Origin of the sequence: Kitasatospora sp. NPDC101801 (genome assembly GCF_044766665.1) — a bacterium.
Lineage (GTDB): Bacteria > Actinomycetota > Actinomycetes > Streptomycetales > Streptomycetaceae > Kitasatospora.
On the sequence record NZ_JBIWML010000051.1, the window covers coordinates 1 to 15,145 of the forward strand.

The following is a 15,145-nucleotide window of genomic DNA, read 5'->3' on the forward strand; positions in this document are numbered from 1 at the left end:
CCCTCCGCCACACCGGCCGCGACCACCACCGACCCCTGGCAGCCCTCGGCCTCACGTGATCAACCCGGACAGATCGCGATCATGCAATGACCCTGACCCCTGGCCGCCACTAATGCGCGAGGGGAAGGTCAGGCAGGTGTCCCCGAAGACCGATATGCCGTTCGGCTTCAAATTCCCGCACTCCTACCGGGTGCAGCCCTCGGACCTGCGGCCGGGGACCGGTTGGTGATGCTGACCGACGGGATGCTGGAGCGCAACGCCGAAAGCCTGGCCCTGGCGGACGTGATCGCCGGCACTCGCGCCCTGCACCCGCGCGAAGCCGCCCGCGCCCTGATCGGCGCGGGTGGTCGACGCGGCCCACGGCCGTCTGCAGGACGACGCGACCGTCATGTGCCACCAACCGCTCACAGCGCGATGCCACCACCGGCGCCGACCTCACCAACGCATCACCGTCAAGAACCGAACCGGCCCCGCCCGGACGCTGACCACCGCCGCGCGAAACCCAAGGCACCAGCACGTCCTGAGGGTGGCGCTGGCCGGGACAAGGTGCAGCAGCCGCGGCGAGCAGCACCACCCGGCACGAAGGCGCGCGCCTCGGATGTGGGAGATCGCGCAGGTGCGCCCCGCGGGCCCCTCGGGGCCGGGAGTGCCAGCACGCACGGCCGAACAGTGGGCGCGCGGTCGCGGGGATGCGGTGCGGCCTACGGAGCCTGTCACCGAAAGCGACGTCTGCTCGCGTGGACCAGGCTGTGCTGTGCGTGAACACCAGGGCCCGGGCGCGACCGCACATCAGGCGGCATCGGAAGGAGTGATTCTGCTGGAATCCATCCCCGATCGCGGGGCACACGGTGGCCCATGAACCGCTCCACCGCCACCGGCATACCCACCGCTCTCCTCGGGGACGGAGGGTTGATGTCGTCACTGTTCGATGCCGCCGCTGCGGGCGTCTACGCCGTCGACCCCGACGGGCGGGTGATCGCCTGCAACCCGTGGGCCGAACGCCTGCTGGGCTACCGGCCCGGGACACTGGTTGGGGTCGATGCCCACCAAGCGCTTAACCCCCACACCGGCAACACCGACGGGCTGCGCGGGCAGCGCCCGGTCCTGCAGGACGTCGCCGCGGGCAGGCGCATCAGCGGCGACCGCGCCGTGCTGCTGCGTGCCGACGGGACCCCGCTGCCGGTGTGGTGGTCCGCCGCCCCGCTGCCCGCCCGGCCGGAGCCCGGCGCCAAGGGCGGGGCCGGCGCGGTGGTGGTCTTCCACGACGCCACCGGCCAGCGCGACCGCGCAGACCGCAGCGCGGTGCGCTACGCGCACAGCGAGACGATGCGCGAGCAGGCCCAGTACGACCTCTCCGAGATCACCTGGCTCGGCGAGCTGACCCTGGCGATGGTCAGCACCCTGGACGGCGACCAGTCTCTGGAACGCCTGGTCCGGCAACTGGTACCGCGTCTTGGGGACACCGCGATCGCCGACCTGACCCACGGCCGGACCGTGCGCAGGGTGGCGTGGGCCCACCACACCCCCGACGCGATCACCCCAGCCCCCGAGGCGGCCCGCACCAGTCTGCACCCGGGCCACCGCACGGCCCTGGACCGGATCGGTCACGGCGCCGGCGTCCAGCACCTGACCGGCCTGACCGCACGACCGGGCACCGGAACCGACCTGCTCGACCTCACCGAAGCCGACGAAGCCCTCGTCGTGCCCCTGCGCCTGCGCGACACCACCCTGGGCGCCCTCACCGTGACCCGCGGCGCCGCCGGCCCCGGCTTCAACGAGGCGGACCGCATCCTGGCCGAGGAAGTGGCACGCCGCACCGCGCTCGGCCTCGACAACACCCGCCTGCACGCCGCCCAGGCCGACATCGCCACGACCCTCCAACGCGCCCTGCTCACCGACCTGCCCGCCGTCCCCGGCATCGAACTGGCCGCCCACCACCAGCCCGCCCAGCAATCCGCGGAAGTCGGCGGGGACTGGTACGACGCCTTCCCCCTGCCCGACGGCGACACCGCCCTGGTCATCGGCGACGTCACCGGCCACAACATCCACGCCGCGGCCCGCATGAGCGAACTCCGCAACATGCTCCGAGCCCTGGCCGCCGACCGCCCCGAAGAAGACCCCGGCCAGATCCTGGAACGTCTGGACCGCGCCCAGGCGCTGCTGACCCGAGCCGACGCCGCCACCCTCATTCTCGCCCGCCTGCACCCCACCCCCCACGGCCCGTGGGAACTGGCCTGGTCGGTAGCAGGCCACCCGCCACCCCTGCTGATCAACACCCACCGCGCCGCCTCCTACCTCACCGCACCCCCTGCCATGCTTCTGGGCGTCGCCCCCACCACCCACCGCCCCACCGCCCGTATGACCCTGCCCGCCGACGCCACCCTGCTCCTGTACACCGACGCCCTGGTCGAATCCCGCACCCAGGACCTGGACACCGGCATGACCCGGCTACGCCGCCACACCGACACCCACCGCGACCTGCCCCTGGCCGACCTGTGCACACGGCTGGCCAAAGACCTCGGCGACACCCGCGACGACATCACCCTCGTCGCCGCCCGCACCCCCGCTACTCCGTAACGGCAGGCCGGGCCGTCGTCATCGGCATCGGGGTGGGCGTGGGCGTGGGCGAGCGTGGTGACAGTCATCGAGGCGCTTCCGTCCGGCAGACCAGAACGAGTGTGGTGCCCGCCCGTGGACCTCCGACACGACCTCGGCCAGGAGAATTGAGCAACAGAGTCCCCACCCTCCGCAAAGCCTGGGCCGACATGGGCTACAAGAACGCCGTCGTCGAGCACGCCGCCACCCTCGGCATCGACATGGAAATCATCCGCCGCGACCCCACCACGAGAGGATTCGTCGTCCAGCCCGCCGCTGGGTCGTCGAACGCACCCTCGGCTGGCTGATGAACCCCCGCCGCCTGGCCCGCGACCACGAGGCCCTCCCAGCCCGCTCCGAAGCCATTATCCACCTTGCCACGATCAACCTCATGACCCGCCGTCTCACCGGCGAAACCATCCCCACCTGGCGCGAAACCTGACCCTCAAAACCAGGAACGAAACGCCGAGTCAGACCCGCTCGGCAGGTTCGTGGGTGATCAGGTCTCCCGGCTGGCACCGCAGGACGTCGCAGATCCTCGAGAGGGTCGAGAAGCGGACGGCCTTGGCCCGCTCGTTCTTGAGTACGGACAGGTTGACGACGGTGATGCCCACCTGGGCGGAGAGTTCGGTGAGCGTCATGCCGCGCTCAGCGAGGAGCCGGTCGAGGTGGATCCGGATCGTGTGGAGTTCCTCTTCGGGCATCAGATGGTCCCTTCGAGGTCCTCTCGCATGCGTACGCCTTCGCGCATGATCTTCCCCATGATCACTGCGGCGAGGCCGGCAAAAACGAGTTCCAGCGGTCCGGAGACCGTCGGCCCGGAGCCCGCGACCGGCGCCATGCTACCGACCAGCCAGGACTGCGACCAGCCGACGACGAGGCCGGCCAGCGGCATGCCCACGGCAACGAACCAGCCGAGAACGGAGAGCCGTTTCGCCACCGCCTCGGTGAACGGCCCGTGTTCCAGGACGGCACTCAGCAGCAAGGAGAAGAGCAGCAGAGCGAGGGAGGCGAACAGCAGCCAAGGCAGTTGGCCCGCCAGGTCGGCGGCGCGCTGACCCGTGGAGGGACCGTCCTGGCAGAGGCGCGCGGCGCTGCTGGATGCTTTCACGCCCTCCTCGACCGGCAGGCCGCCGGTCAGCGGGGCATTGGCCCAGAAGCCCGTCTGTGCACAGACCGCCCCGTCGTCGAGCACGTGACTGACGGTCGTGCCGATGAAGACGAGCCCGAAAAGCCCCGCCAGCGCAAAGGTCACCGAGGCCAGGGCCCTCGTGAGTCGCGTGTTCATCGCATTCCTCCCCATCGATTTTCGATATGCCCCAGACTAGGGAGCATATCGATATTCGACAAGTCTGAGGGCCTCGGGACGGGCCTCGGGGCAGTGAGGCGATCCGGGCCGAGGTGATCGCTGCACCCGGTCACGCGACCAGGCCGCCGCGAGTGGGCGCGGCCCGACACCAGCACCGACTTCGACGGCAGCCCCCGCGTCGTCCTGGACGACCGCGCAACCGGCTGACCACTCGCCGCTCCGGACGATCCGACGGCTGGCCCCTCCCTATCCGAGTGGCCAGCCGTCTTGCTTCACGCCCAGTGGGCGTGGTCGCCGGCGGCTGACCCGCCGTCAGCTGCCGGTCCACTCGTAGACCGTGACCCCGCCGCCGGTGGCCGCCACCCGGTAGCCGGCCCTCGGCAGGGAGTCCAGCACGGCGAGTTGCTCGGACTGCGGCACCGGGAAGTCGCCGGGCCGGTCCTCGGCCGCCACCCAGCGGGCCTCGGGGCGCCAGTTCGGCCCTTCCGCGCCGGGGAAGGTGAGGTACGGGAAGAGCGAGACGGTGCAGCGGCCTGTGAGCTGCGGCGCCAGCCGGTTGGCGGCGGCCACCGTCGCGCCGTCGGGTATCACCGCCAGGGTCCGCCGGGCGTCCCGTACGGCGGCGTTCGGCCCGGCCGGGTCGGGCAGCGGGGCGAGTGCCACGGCGAGTGCCAGGGCCAGCGCGGGCACCGCCGCGACCGCCCGACGGCGCCACCCCGGTACGGCCGCGCGGCTGCGGAGCCGGTGCAGCCCGTCCACCAGGGCCAGGAAGAGAACCGGCATCAGCACCGCGTTGTAGTGCTGCCCGGTACCCCAGTAGGTCGGGGCCGGTGTCCAGAACCGGCACGCCAGCGGCAGCACCAGCAGCAGCGCGAGCGGCGAGCGCACCGCCACGAACAGGGTCGGTGCCAACAGCATGGCCACCGTGCCCCACTTGGACCAGGGCAGCAGCAGCCGGGTCAGCGGGTTGCCCTGCCAGTCGCCGTTCGCGCCGTAGGTCCACACCCCGCCCGGATTGACCGCGGGCACCAGGACCAGGACCGCCAACAGCGTGCCGGCCACCGCCGCCAGTACCGCCGAGGCGCCCAGCCGGCGGCGCCCCCGGCAGAACACGTACGCACCGATCCCGGCCAGCATCAGCCCCTGGTCCTCCTTGACCAGCAGCAGCGGCAGCGCCCAGCAGACCGCCGCCCGGTGCCTCCCACGGGCCAGCGCCGCCACCGCGCAGGCGATCAACGGCACGGCCAGCGCCACCTCGTGGAAGTCGAACCGGACCGCCCGGCACAGCCCCCAGGACAGCCCGTACGCCAATCCCACCGCCACCCCGCGCGACCGGCCCAGCCGGTCGACCGCCAGCCCGGTGACCGGGACGCAGGAGAGCGCGACCAGCAGCGCCTGGACCACCAGCAGCGTGCTCGCCGCCGGGACCAGCCGGTAGACCGGAGCCAACACCACCAGCAGCGGGCTGAAGTGATCCCCCAGCAGGTTGAACCCGGCGCCTTTCAGGGTGGAGACCGGTGCGGTCAGCCCGGCGTAGGCCCGGACCCCCTGCTCGAAGATGCCCAGGTCGAACCCGCTGCTCTCCATCCGCCGGTGCCGGGACACCGAGAGCAGCAGATGAAATCCGAAAACGGGGACAACGGGAATCCATGAATGCCGTGCCGGTGCATTGGCCCATCGCTCACTATTCACTTCGGCGACGCTAGGCAAAACGTGCTGAAGGAATTCTGAACGAAGCTGAAGATTTGTTCAGAGAGGACCTTCTTGCCATAACGGGCAGCGCGCTTTACATATCGCCGAACTGCTCTAGGCTGGCCTGATGCGCCTGCTGATGGTGGAGGACGAGGAGCGGCTGGCACAGTCGCTCAGCCAGGGACTACGAGCCGAGGGCTATGCCGTCGACGTGGTCGGAGACGGTCTGACCGGGTTGGAAAGGGCCCGCGACGGAGGTTATGCCGCCGTGGTGCTGGATCTGATGCTGCCCGGCCTGAACGGATTCCGGGTCTGTCAGGAGCTGCGCCGCGAGCAGAATTCGGTGCCGATTCTGATGCTCACCGCCAAGAACGGCGAGTACGACGAGGCGGAGGCGCTGGACTGCGGCGCCGATGACTTCCTCAGCAAGCCATTCTCGTACCTGGTGCTGACCGCCCGGCTGCGCGCACTGCTGCGCCGCGAGGCCACCGCCCGTCCCCTGGTACTGACCCTGGCGGACCTGCGGATCGACCCGGCGGCCCGGCGCTGCACCATCGACGGTGCCGAACTGACCCTGACGGTCAAGGAGTTCGGCGTGCTTCAGTGCCTGGCCCGGCACCCTGACCAGGCGGTGCCCAAGACCGACATCCTGGACGCGGTCTGGGACTCCGCCTTTCGGGGGGACGTCAACATCGTCGAGGTGTACGTGGCCGCGCTGCGCCGCAAGCTGGCCGCCGCGGGCGCGCACTGCACGATCGAGACCCTGCGCGGCATCGGCTACCGACTGGCGGCCGGCGATGAGTGACCGCCGCAGGTTCGGTTTCGGTGTCCGGGCCCGCGCGGCCCTGGCCTCGCTGGTCGCCGCCGCGATCGCCTTCGGGGTGGCCGCCGTCCTGGTTGGCGGAGCGGTGCAGGACAGTCTGCACCTGCGTGCCGAGGACCGGGCGTTCACCGCGTTCGAGAACGTCTCGGTCAAGATCCCCGGTACCCCCGAGGAGGCATACCAGAGCGACCCCTACGTGGTGCTGGCCGAGGACGGCCGCTGGCTGCGCTCCTTCGGGTTGACGGACCCCCGGAGCAAGGGGCTCTCCTTCGGGCTGGACCCGGTCGGCCCCAGGCTGTTGGAGCCGGTTGCCGACCTCTCCTTCGGACCCGTCACGCTCGACTTCCCGTCCGATGCGGGCCTGGCCTTCGGCCTGCCCGAACAGACGGGCACCTCACTGCAGTTCTACCGCTCCCGCACCGCCGACACCTTCACCAGCGCCCAACTCGAGCGGTACTCCGGCATCGTCGGCCTGCCCGACCAACAGCTCTCCGTCTACACCCTGGTCGACACCGCCCAGGCCGAGCGGACCAGCGCCACCGTGACCCGGCTTCTCGCCTGGTACGTCGCCCCCGGCGCCTCGCTCTTCGTGGCCCTGATGGCCTGGCTGGTCACCGGCCTGGCGCTGCGCCCGGTGGAGGCGATCCGGCGGCAGATGGCGGTGATCGGCGACGGCGCCTTCCACCGGCGGGTGCCCGTCCCGAGAGCCAGGGACGAGATCTTCCTGCTGGCCGGCACCACCAACACCACGCTGAGCAAGCTGGAGACCGCCCTGGCCGAGCAGCGCCGGCTGGTCGCCGACGCCTCGCACGAACTGCGCAGCCCGCTGGCCGCCCTGCGCAGTTCGCTCGAAGTCCCGCTGACCCATCCGCAGCAGGCGGACTGGCCCGCCGTGGTGGCCGGGGCGCTGACCGACACCGAGCGGCTGCAGCAGTTGGCCGACGACCTGCTGCTGCTCGCCGACACCGAGGAGGGCCGGCCGGTGGAGGGCATGGTCGCCCTGCACGACCTGGTCGCCGAGCAGTTGGCCGAACGGACCGTCACCGACCCCGCGTTGACCTGTCACGGCGACCTGGCCGAGGCCACCGTGGCCGGCCGGGAGGTCCTGGTCGGCCGCCTGCTGCGCAACCTGCTGGACAACGCCGCCCGGCACGCGGCCGCCACGGTCACCGTGACCCTCCGCACCGTCGACGGCCGGGCCGAACTCACCGTCGCCGACGACGGACCCGGCATCCCCGCTGCCGACCGCGATCGGGTCTTCGACCGCTTCGTCCGGCTGGACGCCGACCGCACCCGCGCGGCCGGCGGTGCGGGGCTCGGCCTCGCCCTGGCCCGCACCATCGCCACCACGCTCGGCGGCACCGTCGCGGCCACCGAGCCGCCGAGCGGCCACGGTGCCCACCTGGTGGTCAGCCTCCCGACGGCCGGCTGACGGCGGGCGCGGTTCCCCCAGTGGGGGAACCGCGCACCGGCGTACCCGCCGGGTCGTACGTCCGAGACACGAAGGAGCAGGAGTGGAGGAGCGGGGCGTCGCCCCGGCCGCGGTGAAGGGCGCGGAGAGCACGGCGGTGCCGGAGCGGGTTCGCGCCGCCGGGCTCGGTCACGGGGTGGGGGTCTGTACGGTGACCGGCTCTGTCCCGTATTCGGTGGTAGCGCTCTGTGGTGATCACTGGAGGAGGATGCGGTGGCGGAGCAGGGGGAATCCGGCTCGGCCGTGCATCTGCCTCATGATCCGCTTGGTGCGGGTGTTGACGCCCTCAGTGCGGCCGTTGTGGTGCGGGGTGGTGAGTCCGGCGTTGACGGCGGCCCGGTCGAGTTCCAGGCCGTTCGTGAAGGAGCGCAGGTGGGGTAGGTCAGCAGCGCGAACTGAGGTGATCCAGGCGGTGAGCTTGGCGTCGTTGCCCTGGGCCGGCGTCAGCAGTTGTGCGAACTCTCAGATTAGACGGGCGAGTTCGGTCATCTCGGAGCAGGCCGTGGTGAGTTCTCGCAGCAGGGCGGTGTCCTTGTCGCGCAGGTTCTCGGGGCGGGTGAGTAGGAGGCGGGCGAAGCGCTGCGGGGTGGTGACAGGTTTGTCGCCCTCGGCGCGGCCCTGGGTGAGGTAGCGGACCAGGAGGTTGGCGCTGCCGGTGTAGCCCAGTTCCTCGATCTCGCGCAGGAGGTGGGTGACCGGCACCGCGGGGTCCTCGGCCCTGCGTCGGCGCAGGTGGTCGCGGTAGGGGTCGACGAGGGTCGACTTGTAGCGGGGTGCGCGGCGCTCCGCGGTGGGCTCGTTCATGCGGGCGTACCGCTTGACGGTGTTCAGGGCGACGTCGAGGCGGCGGGCGCATTCGAGCAGGCCGACGCCCTTGCCGAGGAGGTCGTGGACCCGCTGCCAGCGCTCGCGGGTGCTCTGCTCGCGAACTCCTCCCGGCCGGGCGGGGTTCACGGCGGTCGCCCAGCAGGCGGTGTGGGAGCCGACCTCGGCCAGGACCTTCCCGCACAGGTTGCTCCAGAGGTGCCATCTGTCGCTGACCTGCACCGCTTCGGGCAGGGCCTGGCGGATCGCCTCAGTGTAGGAGGCGGAGCCGTCGCGGCAGACGTACTCGGCCCCAGGGTGCGCGCGCAGCCACGCGGCCAGGGTTCTGGTGGTGCGGTCGGGCAGGACGTCGATCCGCTCACCGGTTTCGGCGTCGATGATCACGGTGGCATAGCGATGCCGGCGCTTGAGCGCGAAGTCGTCGACGCCGAGCACACGCGGCATGCGCAGTGACGGTATCGCCTGGCGTATGAGCATGCGCAGGGCGGTCGAGCGGGAGACCGCGCAGGCCAGCACGCGAGAGAGGCGGGCGCCCGCCCGGCCTGCTAATTCCTTCACAATCTCCCCGAGTTGGACGGCAAGTCGTCGCGTGCGCCGCTGGTAGCGCTCGATCAGGCCGGGGACCTGCTCGCGGAACGTCTGCCGCGGGCAGCCCAGAGCCGGGCAGACCATGCGCCGCACCCGCACCGACGCCACGACCCGCCGCCCGTCCACCGGCACATCCGCGATCACCCGCCCGTGGAAACCGTGAACCTGCCCCGTCAGCTGCCCGCACATCGGACGCGGCACCGGATCGTCCCGGGTCCGCGCCGACACCCGAATGAACTCGCCCTCATCCGTCACGCCCTCGACGACCAAGGCAGACAACCCCGAAAACACCACACCCACAAGCTCGTTGACATCACGCACACCATGCCAACGACGACCATCACCCTTCGTCACCACCGAATACGGGACAGAGCCGGTCACCGTACAGACCCGCTCTCGGCCGGTCAGCGCATCCGGCGCACCCACCGCAGGATGCACAACCCGATCGGCAGTGCGGTGAGGTGAGGGTCAGAGAGCGATGTCCGGGTGCAGTCGCGCGACGGTCCACACCCGCTGGCGGTGGACGGCCACCGTGGTCAGTGCCAGGAACGCGACTCCGAAGGCGAGCAGCACCACGCCATCGCGCAGCAGGTGGGACGGCTGTCCGCCGGAGACGGTGACCCGAAGGCCGTCGATCAGGTACGTCATCGGGAGCAGCGGGTGGATGGTCTGGAAGAACGCCGGGGCGGTGGACACCGGGTAGAGGCCGCCGGCTGCGGTGAGCTGCAGGATCAGCAGCACCAGGGAGAGGACGTCGCCGGCCACTCCGAGCCAGGTCCGCAGGAAGTGGTCGACGGCGACGAAGGAGGCGGCGCCCAGCACCAGCAGGCCGACGGTGGCCCAGGGATGCACCGCGTCCAGGCCCAGGGTCAGATCCACCACCGCGTAGAGGACGGTGGCGGCCACCGCGCCGAGCAGGGCGGCCGGGAGCCAGCCTGCGGCGGCGACGTTCCACGAGCGGGCCCGGCCGGCCAGCGCCCGCAGGTTGACCGGCCGCAGCAGGAGGTAGGCGAACAGCCCGAACACCCACAGCGCGATGCCGAAGAAGAACGGTGCCATTCCGCGTCCGTACACGCCGGCGGGGTGCAGGTTCGTGCGGTCGATGCGGGCCGGGGTGCCCAGTACCCGGGCGGCGTCGGCGGTCTGCTGGTCCGTCAGGTCGGGGATGCGGTGCAGCCCGTTGTCGACGGTGTCGGTGAGCCGGGTCGCACCGTCGTGCGCCTGGTCGGCAGCGGAGGCGGCGGCGCCGGTCGCCGAGCGGAGCGAGTCCAGGCCGCCGGCGACGGTCGCGGTACCTGCTGCCACATCGGCTGTCCCCGAATCCAGGAGCCGCAGCGGGGCGTTCAGCGCTGAGGCGTCGCGGCGCACCGCCTCAGCGGCGCGCTCCAGCTCCCGGGCCGAGGCCAGTTGGCGCTGGGCCGCGGTGTCGGCAGCCGCCGCGCGCTCGTCGATCCCGGCGGCGCCGGCATCCACCTGCTCGGCGTGCCGCAGGGCCCGCGCGAACAGCGGGTCCTGGTTCAACTCGGGGTGGGAAGAGACAAGTTGGCGCAGGTCGGCGAGGGAGGCGGTGGTGCCCTGACGGACCTGCGAGGTGCCGGTGTGCACGGTGCGGACGGCTTCGGCGGCCACCGAAGCGACCGTCACCAGCTGGGCGGCGGCCTGCGGCAGCCGGTCGGCCGCCGCTTGGTTGAGGGTCTCGGCGGCCCGGTCGACCTGTCCGACGGCTTGGCTGATCTGCTCCGCCCCCGCCGCGATCCGCGCGCTGCCCTCGCGCGCCCCACCGGCGGCGTCGGCGAGCGCCGCAGCGCCCTGGCGCGCGGTGACGGTGGCACCGACCAGCTGGTGCGCGCCCTCCGATGCGGCCTTCAACTCTTTCCGGAAGTCGGCCAGTTCGCCGTAGACGGCGCGCACGTACGCCTCATGAACCGCCGAGTCGACCTGGGACTGCAGTTTCGACTGGACCACTTCCGTCATCATGCCGGCGATGTAGTTGTTCGCGTCGTCGAGCCGCAGCAGGACGCCGCTCTGCTGCGGGCGGGCGTCGGTTGCGGTGGCCAGCCTGCCGCTGAAGTCCGGCGGGATCTCGACCGTGAACGCGTACCGGCCACTGCGCAGCCCGGCGTCGGCCGTGGCGGGGTCGACGAACTGCCAGCCGAAGGTGCCCGACGCCTTGAGCTGCTCCACCAACTGCGCGCCGGCGTCCACGGGCCGGCCCTCGGCGGCAACGGCGGGCCGGTCGAGGTTCACCACGGCGACCGGGATCCGGGCGGTCTTGCCGTACGGGTCCCAGTTGGCCCACAGGTACATGGCGCCGTACAGCAGAGGGATCAGGCACAACAGGAGCGGCACCAGCCGGCGCAGCGGGCCGCGGAAGCGGCGCAGTTCGAGCAGGGCGAGCCGGAGGGCGGTCATGCGGTCACCTCGCGGGGGGGGTGGCGTGGGCCGTGCGGTCGGCCGGCAGATCGGTCGAGCGGTGCGGCAGGGCGAGCAGGACGGCGCCTTCGGGCACGGGCACGGGCGGCTGGGCGGTGGTGCTCAGGACGGTGCGGCCGGTGGCCGTCACCGCGGCCAGCGCCTGCCAGGCGCGGTCGCGGTCGTGGCCGGTGAAGTCCCGGTCGACCGCATCGACGGCGAGCACCGGCGGACCGGCCGCAAGCGCCAGGGCCAGATCGAGCAGCAGGGCGTCGAGTGGTGGGAGGTCCTCGATCAGCGTCGCCGCGCGCAGGTGCAGGCCGAGCGGGCGGGCGGCCTCGACGACCCTGCGCCGGGTGACGCCCGGTTCCAGCCAGCAGCGTTCGGCTATCAACTCCCTTACCCGCAAGCGGCCTTCGGCGGCGACGGCACCGTCCGCCCGGGCGACCGCGACCAGCCGCCGCACCCGCCCGGCACCTGCCCCGGAAGCCCGGTGCCGTCCGACCCGCACCACGCCCGTGTGCAGCCGCATCCGCCCGGACAGGGCCAGCAGCACGCTGGTGCGCCCCGATCCGGCGGGCCCGTGCACGACGAGCAAACCCCCGCCCGGCACGTTCACGTCCACATTCTCGAACACCGGCCCGCGCGGGCCACGCACACTGATTCCCCGAGCCGTCACGGCTTCCCCAAGCACAGTCACTACTCACGGGTAACCGCAATCGGCCCGAACATGCGCCCTGTTCGGCTCCTGGCCGGATGCAGAGCGCTGAACGGGGGCACCCCGGCGACCAGACGGCACAGGTGACCGAAGCGGGCAGCGGGTTCGTCGCCGCCGGGGACGGCGACGCCGCCGTGCCCGGGCACTGCGAAGCGCGGGCGCCGGACCGAGCAGTGCCGACGAGCGGGGGTGGCACCTCGGCGCCACGCGTTGCCGGTCGGCGCGCGCCGTGCGGATCTCCAGGTCACCGTCCGCTGACCCGAGAGCCGGAGCGCGCTCCGGCCAAGAGGGCCTCGGCCTTCGCAGCAGCGTCCTTGCCGTCGGGCACGTCGGCACATATCGTCCGCCGAGGCTGTCATCAAGCTGATTCCCCGCGCCCGGCGCATCACCGCAGCCGCCGTCGGCGACGCCGTGACGGCCGCAGCTACCAACGTCAACCGGAGCTGGTCGGGGCCGGCAGCACCCGGCGCCCGCTCGCAGGCGCCGGCACCGGAGCGGCCGTGCCGGTGCCGGTGGCGCTCCCGGAGAAGGCGGGCGTGGGGAAACGACGGCGAGCGGTCATGACCAGAGCTGGCCAGCCAGCCAGCCGGACCGAGCCGACCAGAACAAGCCGTCCCGCTCTCATTCCCTGCCCTCACGTAGCACTCCCACCAAGCGAAACGGGGTGGGACGGTCCTGGGACCGTCCCACCCCGTCGCAGCACTGGCCCGCCTCCGGGCGGGCCGCCGCCGTCCTACCGGCGGGTACTCAGTGCGCGGTGCCGCTGCCGTAGTAGCCGGCGAGGCGGTTGCGGTAGTCGAGGTCGTCGGTGTGCTGCTCCTTGACGTACTCGGGAGAGTTCTTGATCTCGTCCTTGGTTCGGTTGATCCACACCGTTTCCTCGGCCGCATCCACGCGGGTGATGGTGCCCGCAGGCAGGAGCACCTCACGGCCGAAGATCCACGGGCCGGTGTCCACCACGATCGAGGCGGAGTCGACGTCCACGGTGTGCTTGTCGACCTTCCCGATGTGGCCGTCGGTCGCCTCCACCCGGTACCCGGTCAGGTCGGTGCCCGCCGCATAGCCCTCGGCACCCTCGTAGCCCCACAGTCCGCTGCTCACAACTGCCTCCTCAACGCTTCGGTGTTGCTCTGACGGTCGGTCGGCTACCCCGGGCATCCAGTTGCATTCGTGCGAACTTGCGCAGCTCACGGACCGCCGGAAGGCAACGGACCGGCGCGGCAACTCCGGCGGCGAGATGGGGTGTTGACCCGGCGATCGAGGGCAGGCGGACGGCACCGCAACGATCTCCTGAGCCGGAGGACCCGCCCATGATGCTTCTGCTGATGCTCGCCCTGCTCGCGCTCGTTGTGGTCGCCACCGTCGAAACCGCCAGGAGCTCGAGCGGACGCCACCGCGGCGCCCGCCGACTCACGACCGCCAGTACCGGCCAGCACCCCGCCCGCCACGCCCGCTGAACAACCCACCGGGCCACCTGCTGCGCCGGTCCGGGCGCGTACCGGCCGGATGAGCCGTGTCCTCTGCGGGCACGGCGGGATGGAGTGGTCATGACCGTCGCAGTCGTCGCCGGACCAGTCGTCGCTCGCGTAGAAGGTGTTGCTCTCGCTGTAGCTGACGTTCCTGGTGGAGGCGTTCACCTGGTGGCCGTAGAACTGCTCCCAGCCGCAGGTGCCCGCGAAGGCGGAACCTGCGGCGGGAACTGCGACGATGCCGGCGGTTGTGCGAGCAGGCGGGCCGTGCTCCCTTCCATGTGAGGGGGTCACTTCTGGTGTGCGGGGTAGGGGATCCACCCTCGCGCCGACGCCGAGCACCACCGCGCGCGACGGCCCCGCCGAGCTGGGCCACCTGTGCGAACAGCCTCGTTCGCCCGGGAGGACGAGACGAAGATATCCGTCCAGCCCACCCGATTCATGTACCGGCTTTCCCGGATGGCACATCCCGAACTCGGGTCATAGATTTGTGGACGGGAAATCATCTGACTCCTTTCCGAGGTGACAGAAAATGACCGGCAAACTCGCACGATCCATTGCGGCATGCTCGCTCGCGGTGACGGCCGTGGCCGTCCCGATCGCCGCCGCCTCCTCCGCCGGCGCCGCGCAAGCGCGCTCCGTGAACGTGACCAGCAGCTCCTCGTACTCCTACTCCACGGGCTACAACCAGCAGTTCAGCGCCCACACCAGCCACATCAGCGTCAACGTGACCAGCCACGGACAGTGGGGCTGGTACCCCGGCTGGGGCTGGGGCTGGTACTACGGCGGCCTCTGGTACGGCGTCGGGGGAATCATCATCGTCCTCTGACGAGCAATTCCTTTTTCGCCACTGTGGGTGACCCTGAAAGGGGTCACCCACAGTGGCGAAAAAGAATCATCAGAACGCGGCCAATCCGAAACTCGCGCGGCTCCGAATAAGCAATCGTGAATTCCTCCGATTTCCTGGCCCGACACCGCCGGCTGCTCCACGCAAAAAGCCGTGACACGCTCCCGTCAGTTGCAGGTACCGGCGGTGTGGCAATGACCGGCCGCGAGCGGGGCTCGTTGGTCCGGGCATGAGCTGGCCGCGACATGGCCTCGCCGAGCGCCGCGTGGAGCTGTCTCGTCCCGATCCGCCGATCTACGCCCAGCCGGCGGCTCGGTTCCGACGGGAGGGGCGTGCCGTTCCCGGGGATCGGGATCAGCGCACCCGTCCGTCCCCTCGCCCGGCTCCGCCCGCGCC

At 71.4% G+C, this 15,145-nt stretch carries 11 protein-coding genes and 2 pseudogenes; 6 read left to right on the plus strand and 7 right to left on the minus strand.

Annotated features, from left to right (window positions below; all coding sequences use genetic code 11):
- Positions 1 to 912: 912 nt before the first annotated feature.
- Entirely contained in the window at positions 913 to 2,577 is a 1,665-nt protein-coding gene (locus ACIRPK_RS33415) for a SpoIIE family protein phosphatase (RefSeq protein ID WP_403045767.1), read from the plus strand.
- A gap of 161 nt (positions 2,578 to 2,738) precedes the next feature.
- A pseudogene (locus ACIRPK_RS33420) lies at positions 2,739 to 3,037 on the plus strand (IS5/IS1182 family transposase); the annotation flags it as partial.
- Positions 3,038 to 3,065: 28 nt separating this feature from the next.
- Here the strand turns inward: ACIRPK_RS33420 and ACIRPK_RS33425 are convergent.
- The 3 genes from ACIRPK_RS33425 to ACIRPK_RS33435 form a co-directional block, all read right to left on the minus strand.
- Complete coding sequence (locus ACIRPK_RS33425) at positions 3,066 to 3,299, minus strand: helix-turn-helix domain-containing protein (RefSeq protein WP_403045769.1); 234 nt, start codon at positions 3,297 to 3,299, stop codon at positions 3,066 to 3,068.
- Positions 3,299 to 3,883 carry a DUF2975 domain-containing protein gene (locus tag ACIRPK_RS33430; protein WP_403045770.1) on the minus strand — a complete coding sequence of 195 codons (585 nt, stop codon included), beginning with the start codon at positions 3,881 to 3,883 and terminating at the stop codon, positions 3,299 to 3,301. Before ACIRPK_RS33430 ends, ACIRPK_RS33425 begins: the two co-directional genes overlap by 1 nt.
- 333 nt (positions 3,884 to 4,216) lie before the next feature.
- Positions 4,217 to 5,509: a DUF2079 domain-containing protein gene (locus ACIRPK_RS33435; RefSeq protein WP_403045772.1), complete on the minus strand. Its 1,293-nt coding sequence runs from the start codon at positions 5,507 to 5,509 to the stop codon at positions 4,217 to 4,219.
- A gap of 214 nt (positions 5,510 to 5,723) precedes the next feature.
- Here ACIRPK_RS33435 and ACIRPK_RS33440 point away from each other — a divergent pair, with 214 nt between their 5' ends.
- A complete protein-coding gene (locus ACIRPK_RS33440; RefSeq protein WP_403045775.1) occupies positions 5,724 to 6,401 on the plus strand; it encodes a response regulator transcription factor in 678 nt (225 codons plus the stop codon).
- Positions 6,394 to 7,851 carry a sensor histidine kinase gene (locus ACIRPK_RS33445; protein ID WP_403045777.1) on the plus strand — a complete coding sequence of 486 codons (1,458 nt, stop codon included), beginning with the start codon at positions 6,394 to 6,396 and terminating at the stop codon, positions 7,849 to 7,851. Before ACIRPK_RS33440 ends, ACIRPK_RS33445 begins: the two co-directional genes overlap by 8 nt.
- Positions 7,852 to 8,085: 234 nt before the next feature.
- Here ACIRPK_RS33445 and ACIRPK_RS33450 read toward each other — a convergent pair.
- The 4 genes and pseudogenes from ACIRPK_RS33450 to ACIRPK_RS33465 form a co-directional block, all read right to left on the minus strand.
- Positions 8,086 to 9,594: pseudogene (locus tag ACIRPK_RS33450) on the minus strand (ISL3 family transposase).
- A gap of 177 nt (positions 9,595 to 9,771) precedes the next feature.
- Positions 9,772 to 11,715 (minus strand): YhgE/Pip family protein, encoded by a 1,944-nt coding sequence (locus ACIRPK_RS33455; RefSeq protein ID WP_403045779.1) that lies wholly within the window; start codon positions 11,713 to 11,715, stop codon positions 9,772 to 9,774.
- A gap of 4 nt (positions 11,716 to 11,719) precedes the next feature.
- The gene (locus ACIRPK_RS33460) at positions 11,720 to 12,334 is read right to left on the minus strand and encodes an ABC transporter ATP-binding protein (protein ID WP_403045781.1); all 615 of its coding nucleotides are present in this window, start codon (positions 12,332 to 12,334) and stop codon (positions 11,720 to 11,722) included.
- Between the two features lie 846 nt (positions 12,335 to 13,180).
- Positions 13,181 to 13,534, minus strand: a complete 354-nt coding sequence (locus ACIRPK_RS33465; RefSeq protein WP_403045784.1) for a PRC-barrel domain containing protein — start codon at positions 13,532 to 13,534, stop codon at positions 13,181 to 13,183.
- A gap of 209 nt (positions 13,535 to 13,743) precedes the next feature.
- On the opposite strand from ACIRPK_RS33465, the gene ACIRPK_RS33470 reads away from it, so the two are divergent.
- Together ACIRPK_RS33470 and ACIRPK_RS33475 are read left to right on the plus strand one after the other, a co-directional pair.
- The gene (locus tag ACIRPK_RS33470) at positions 13,744 to 13,890 is read left to right on the plus strand and encodes a hypothetical protein (protein WP_403045787.1); all 147 of its coding nucleotides are present in this window, start codon (positions 13,744 to 13,746) and stop codon (positions 13,888 to 13,890) included.
- A gap of 544 nt (positions 13,891 to 14,434) precedes the next feature.
- Complete coding sequence (locus ACIRPK_RS33475) at positions 14,435 to 14,731, plus strand: hypothetical protein (protein ID WP_403045789.1); 297 nt, start codon at positions 14,435 to 14,437, stop codon at positions 14,729 to 14,731.
- The last annotated feature ends 414 nt before the right edge of the window (positions 14,732 to 15,145 follow it).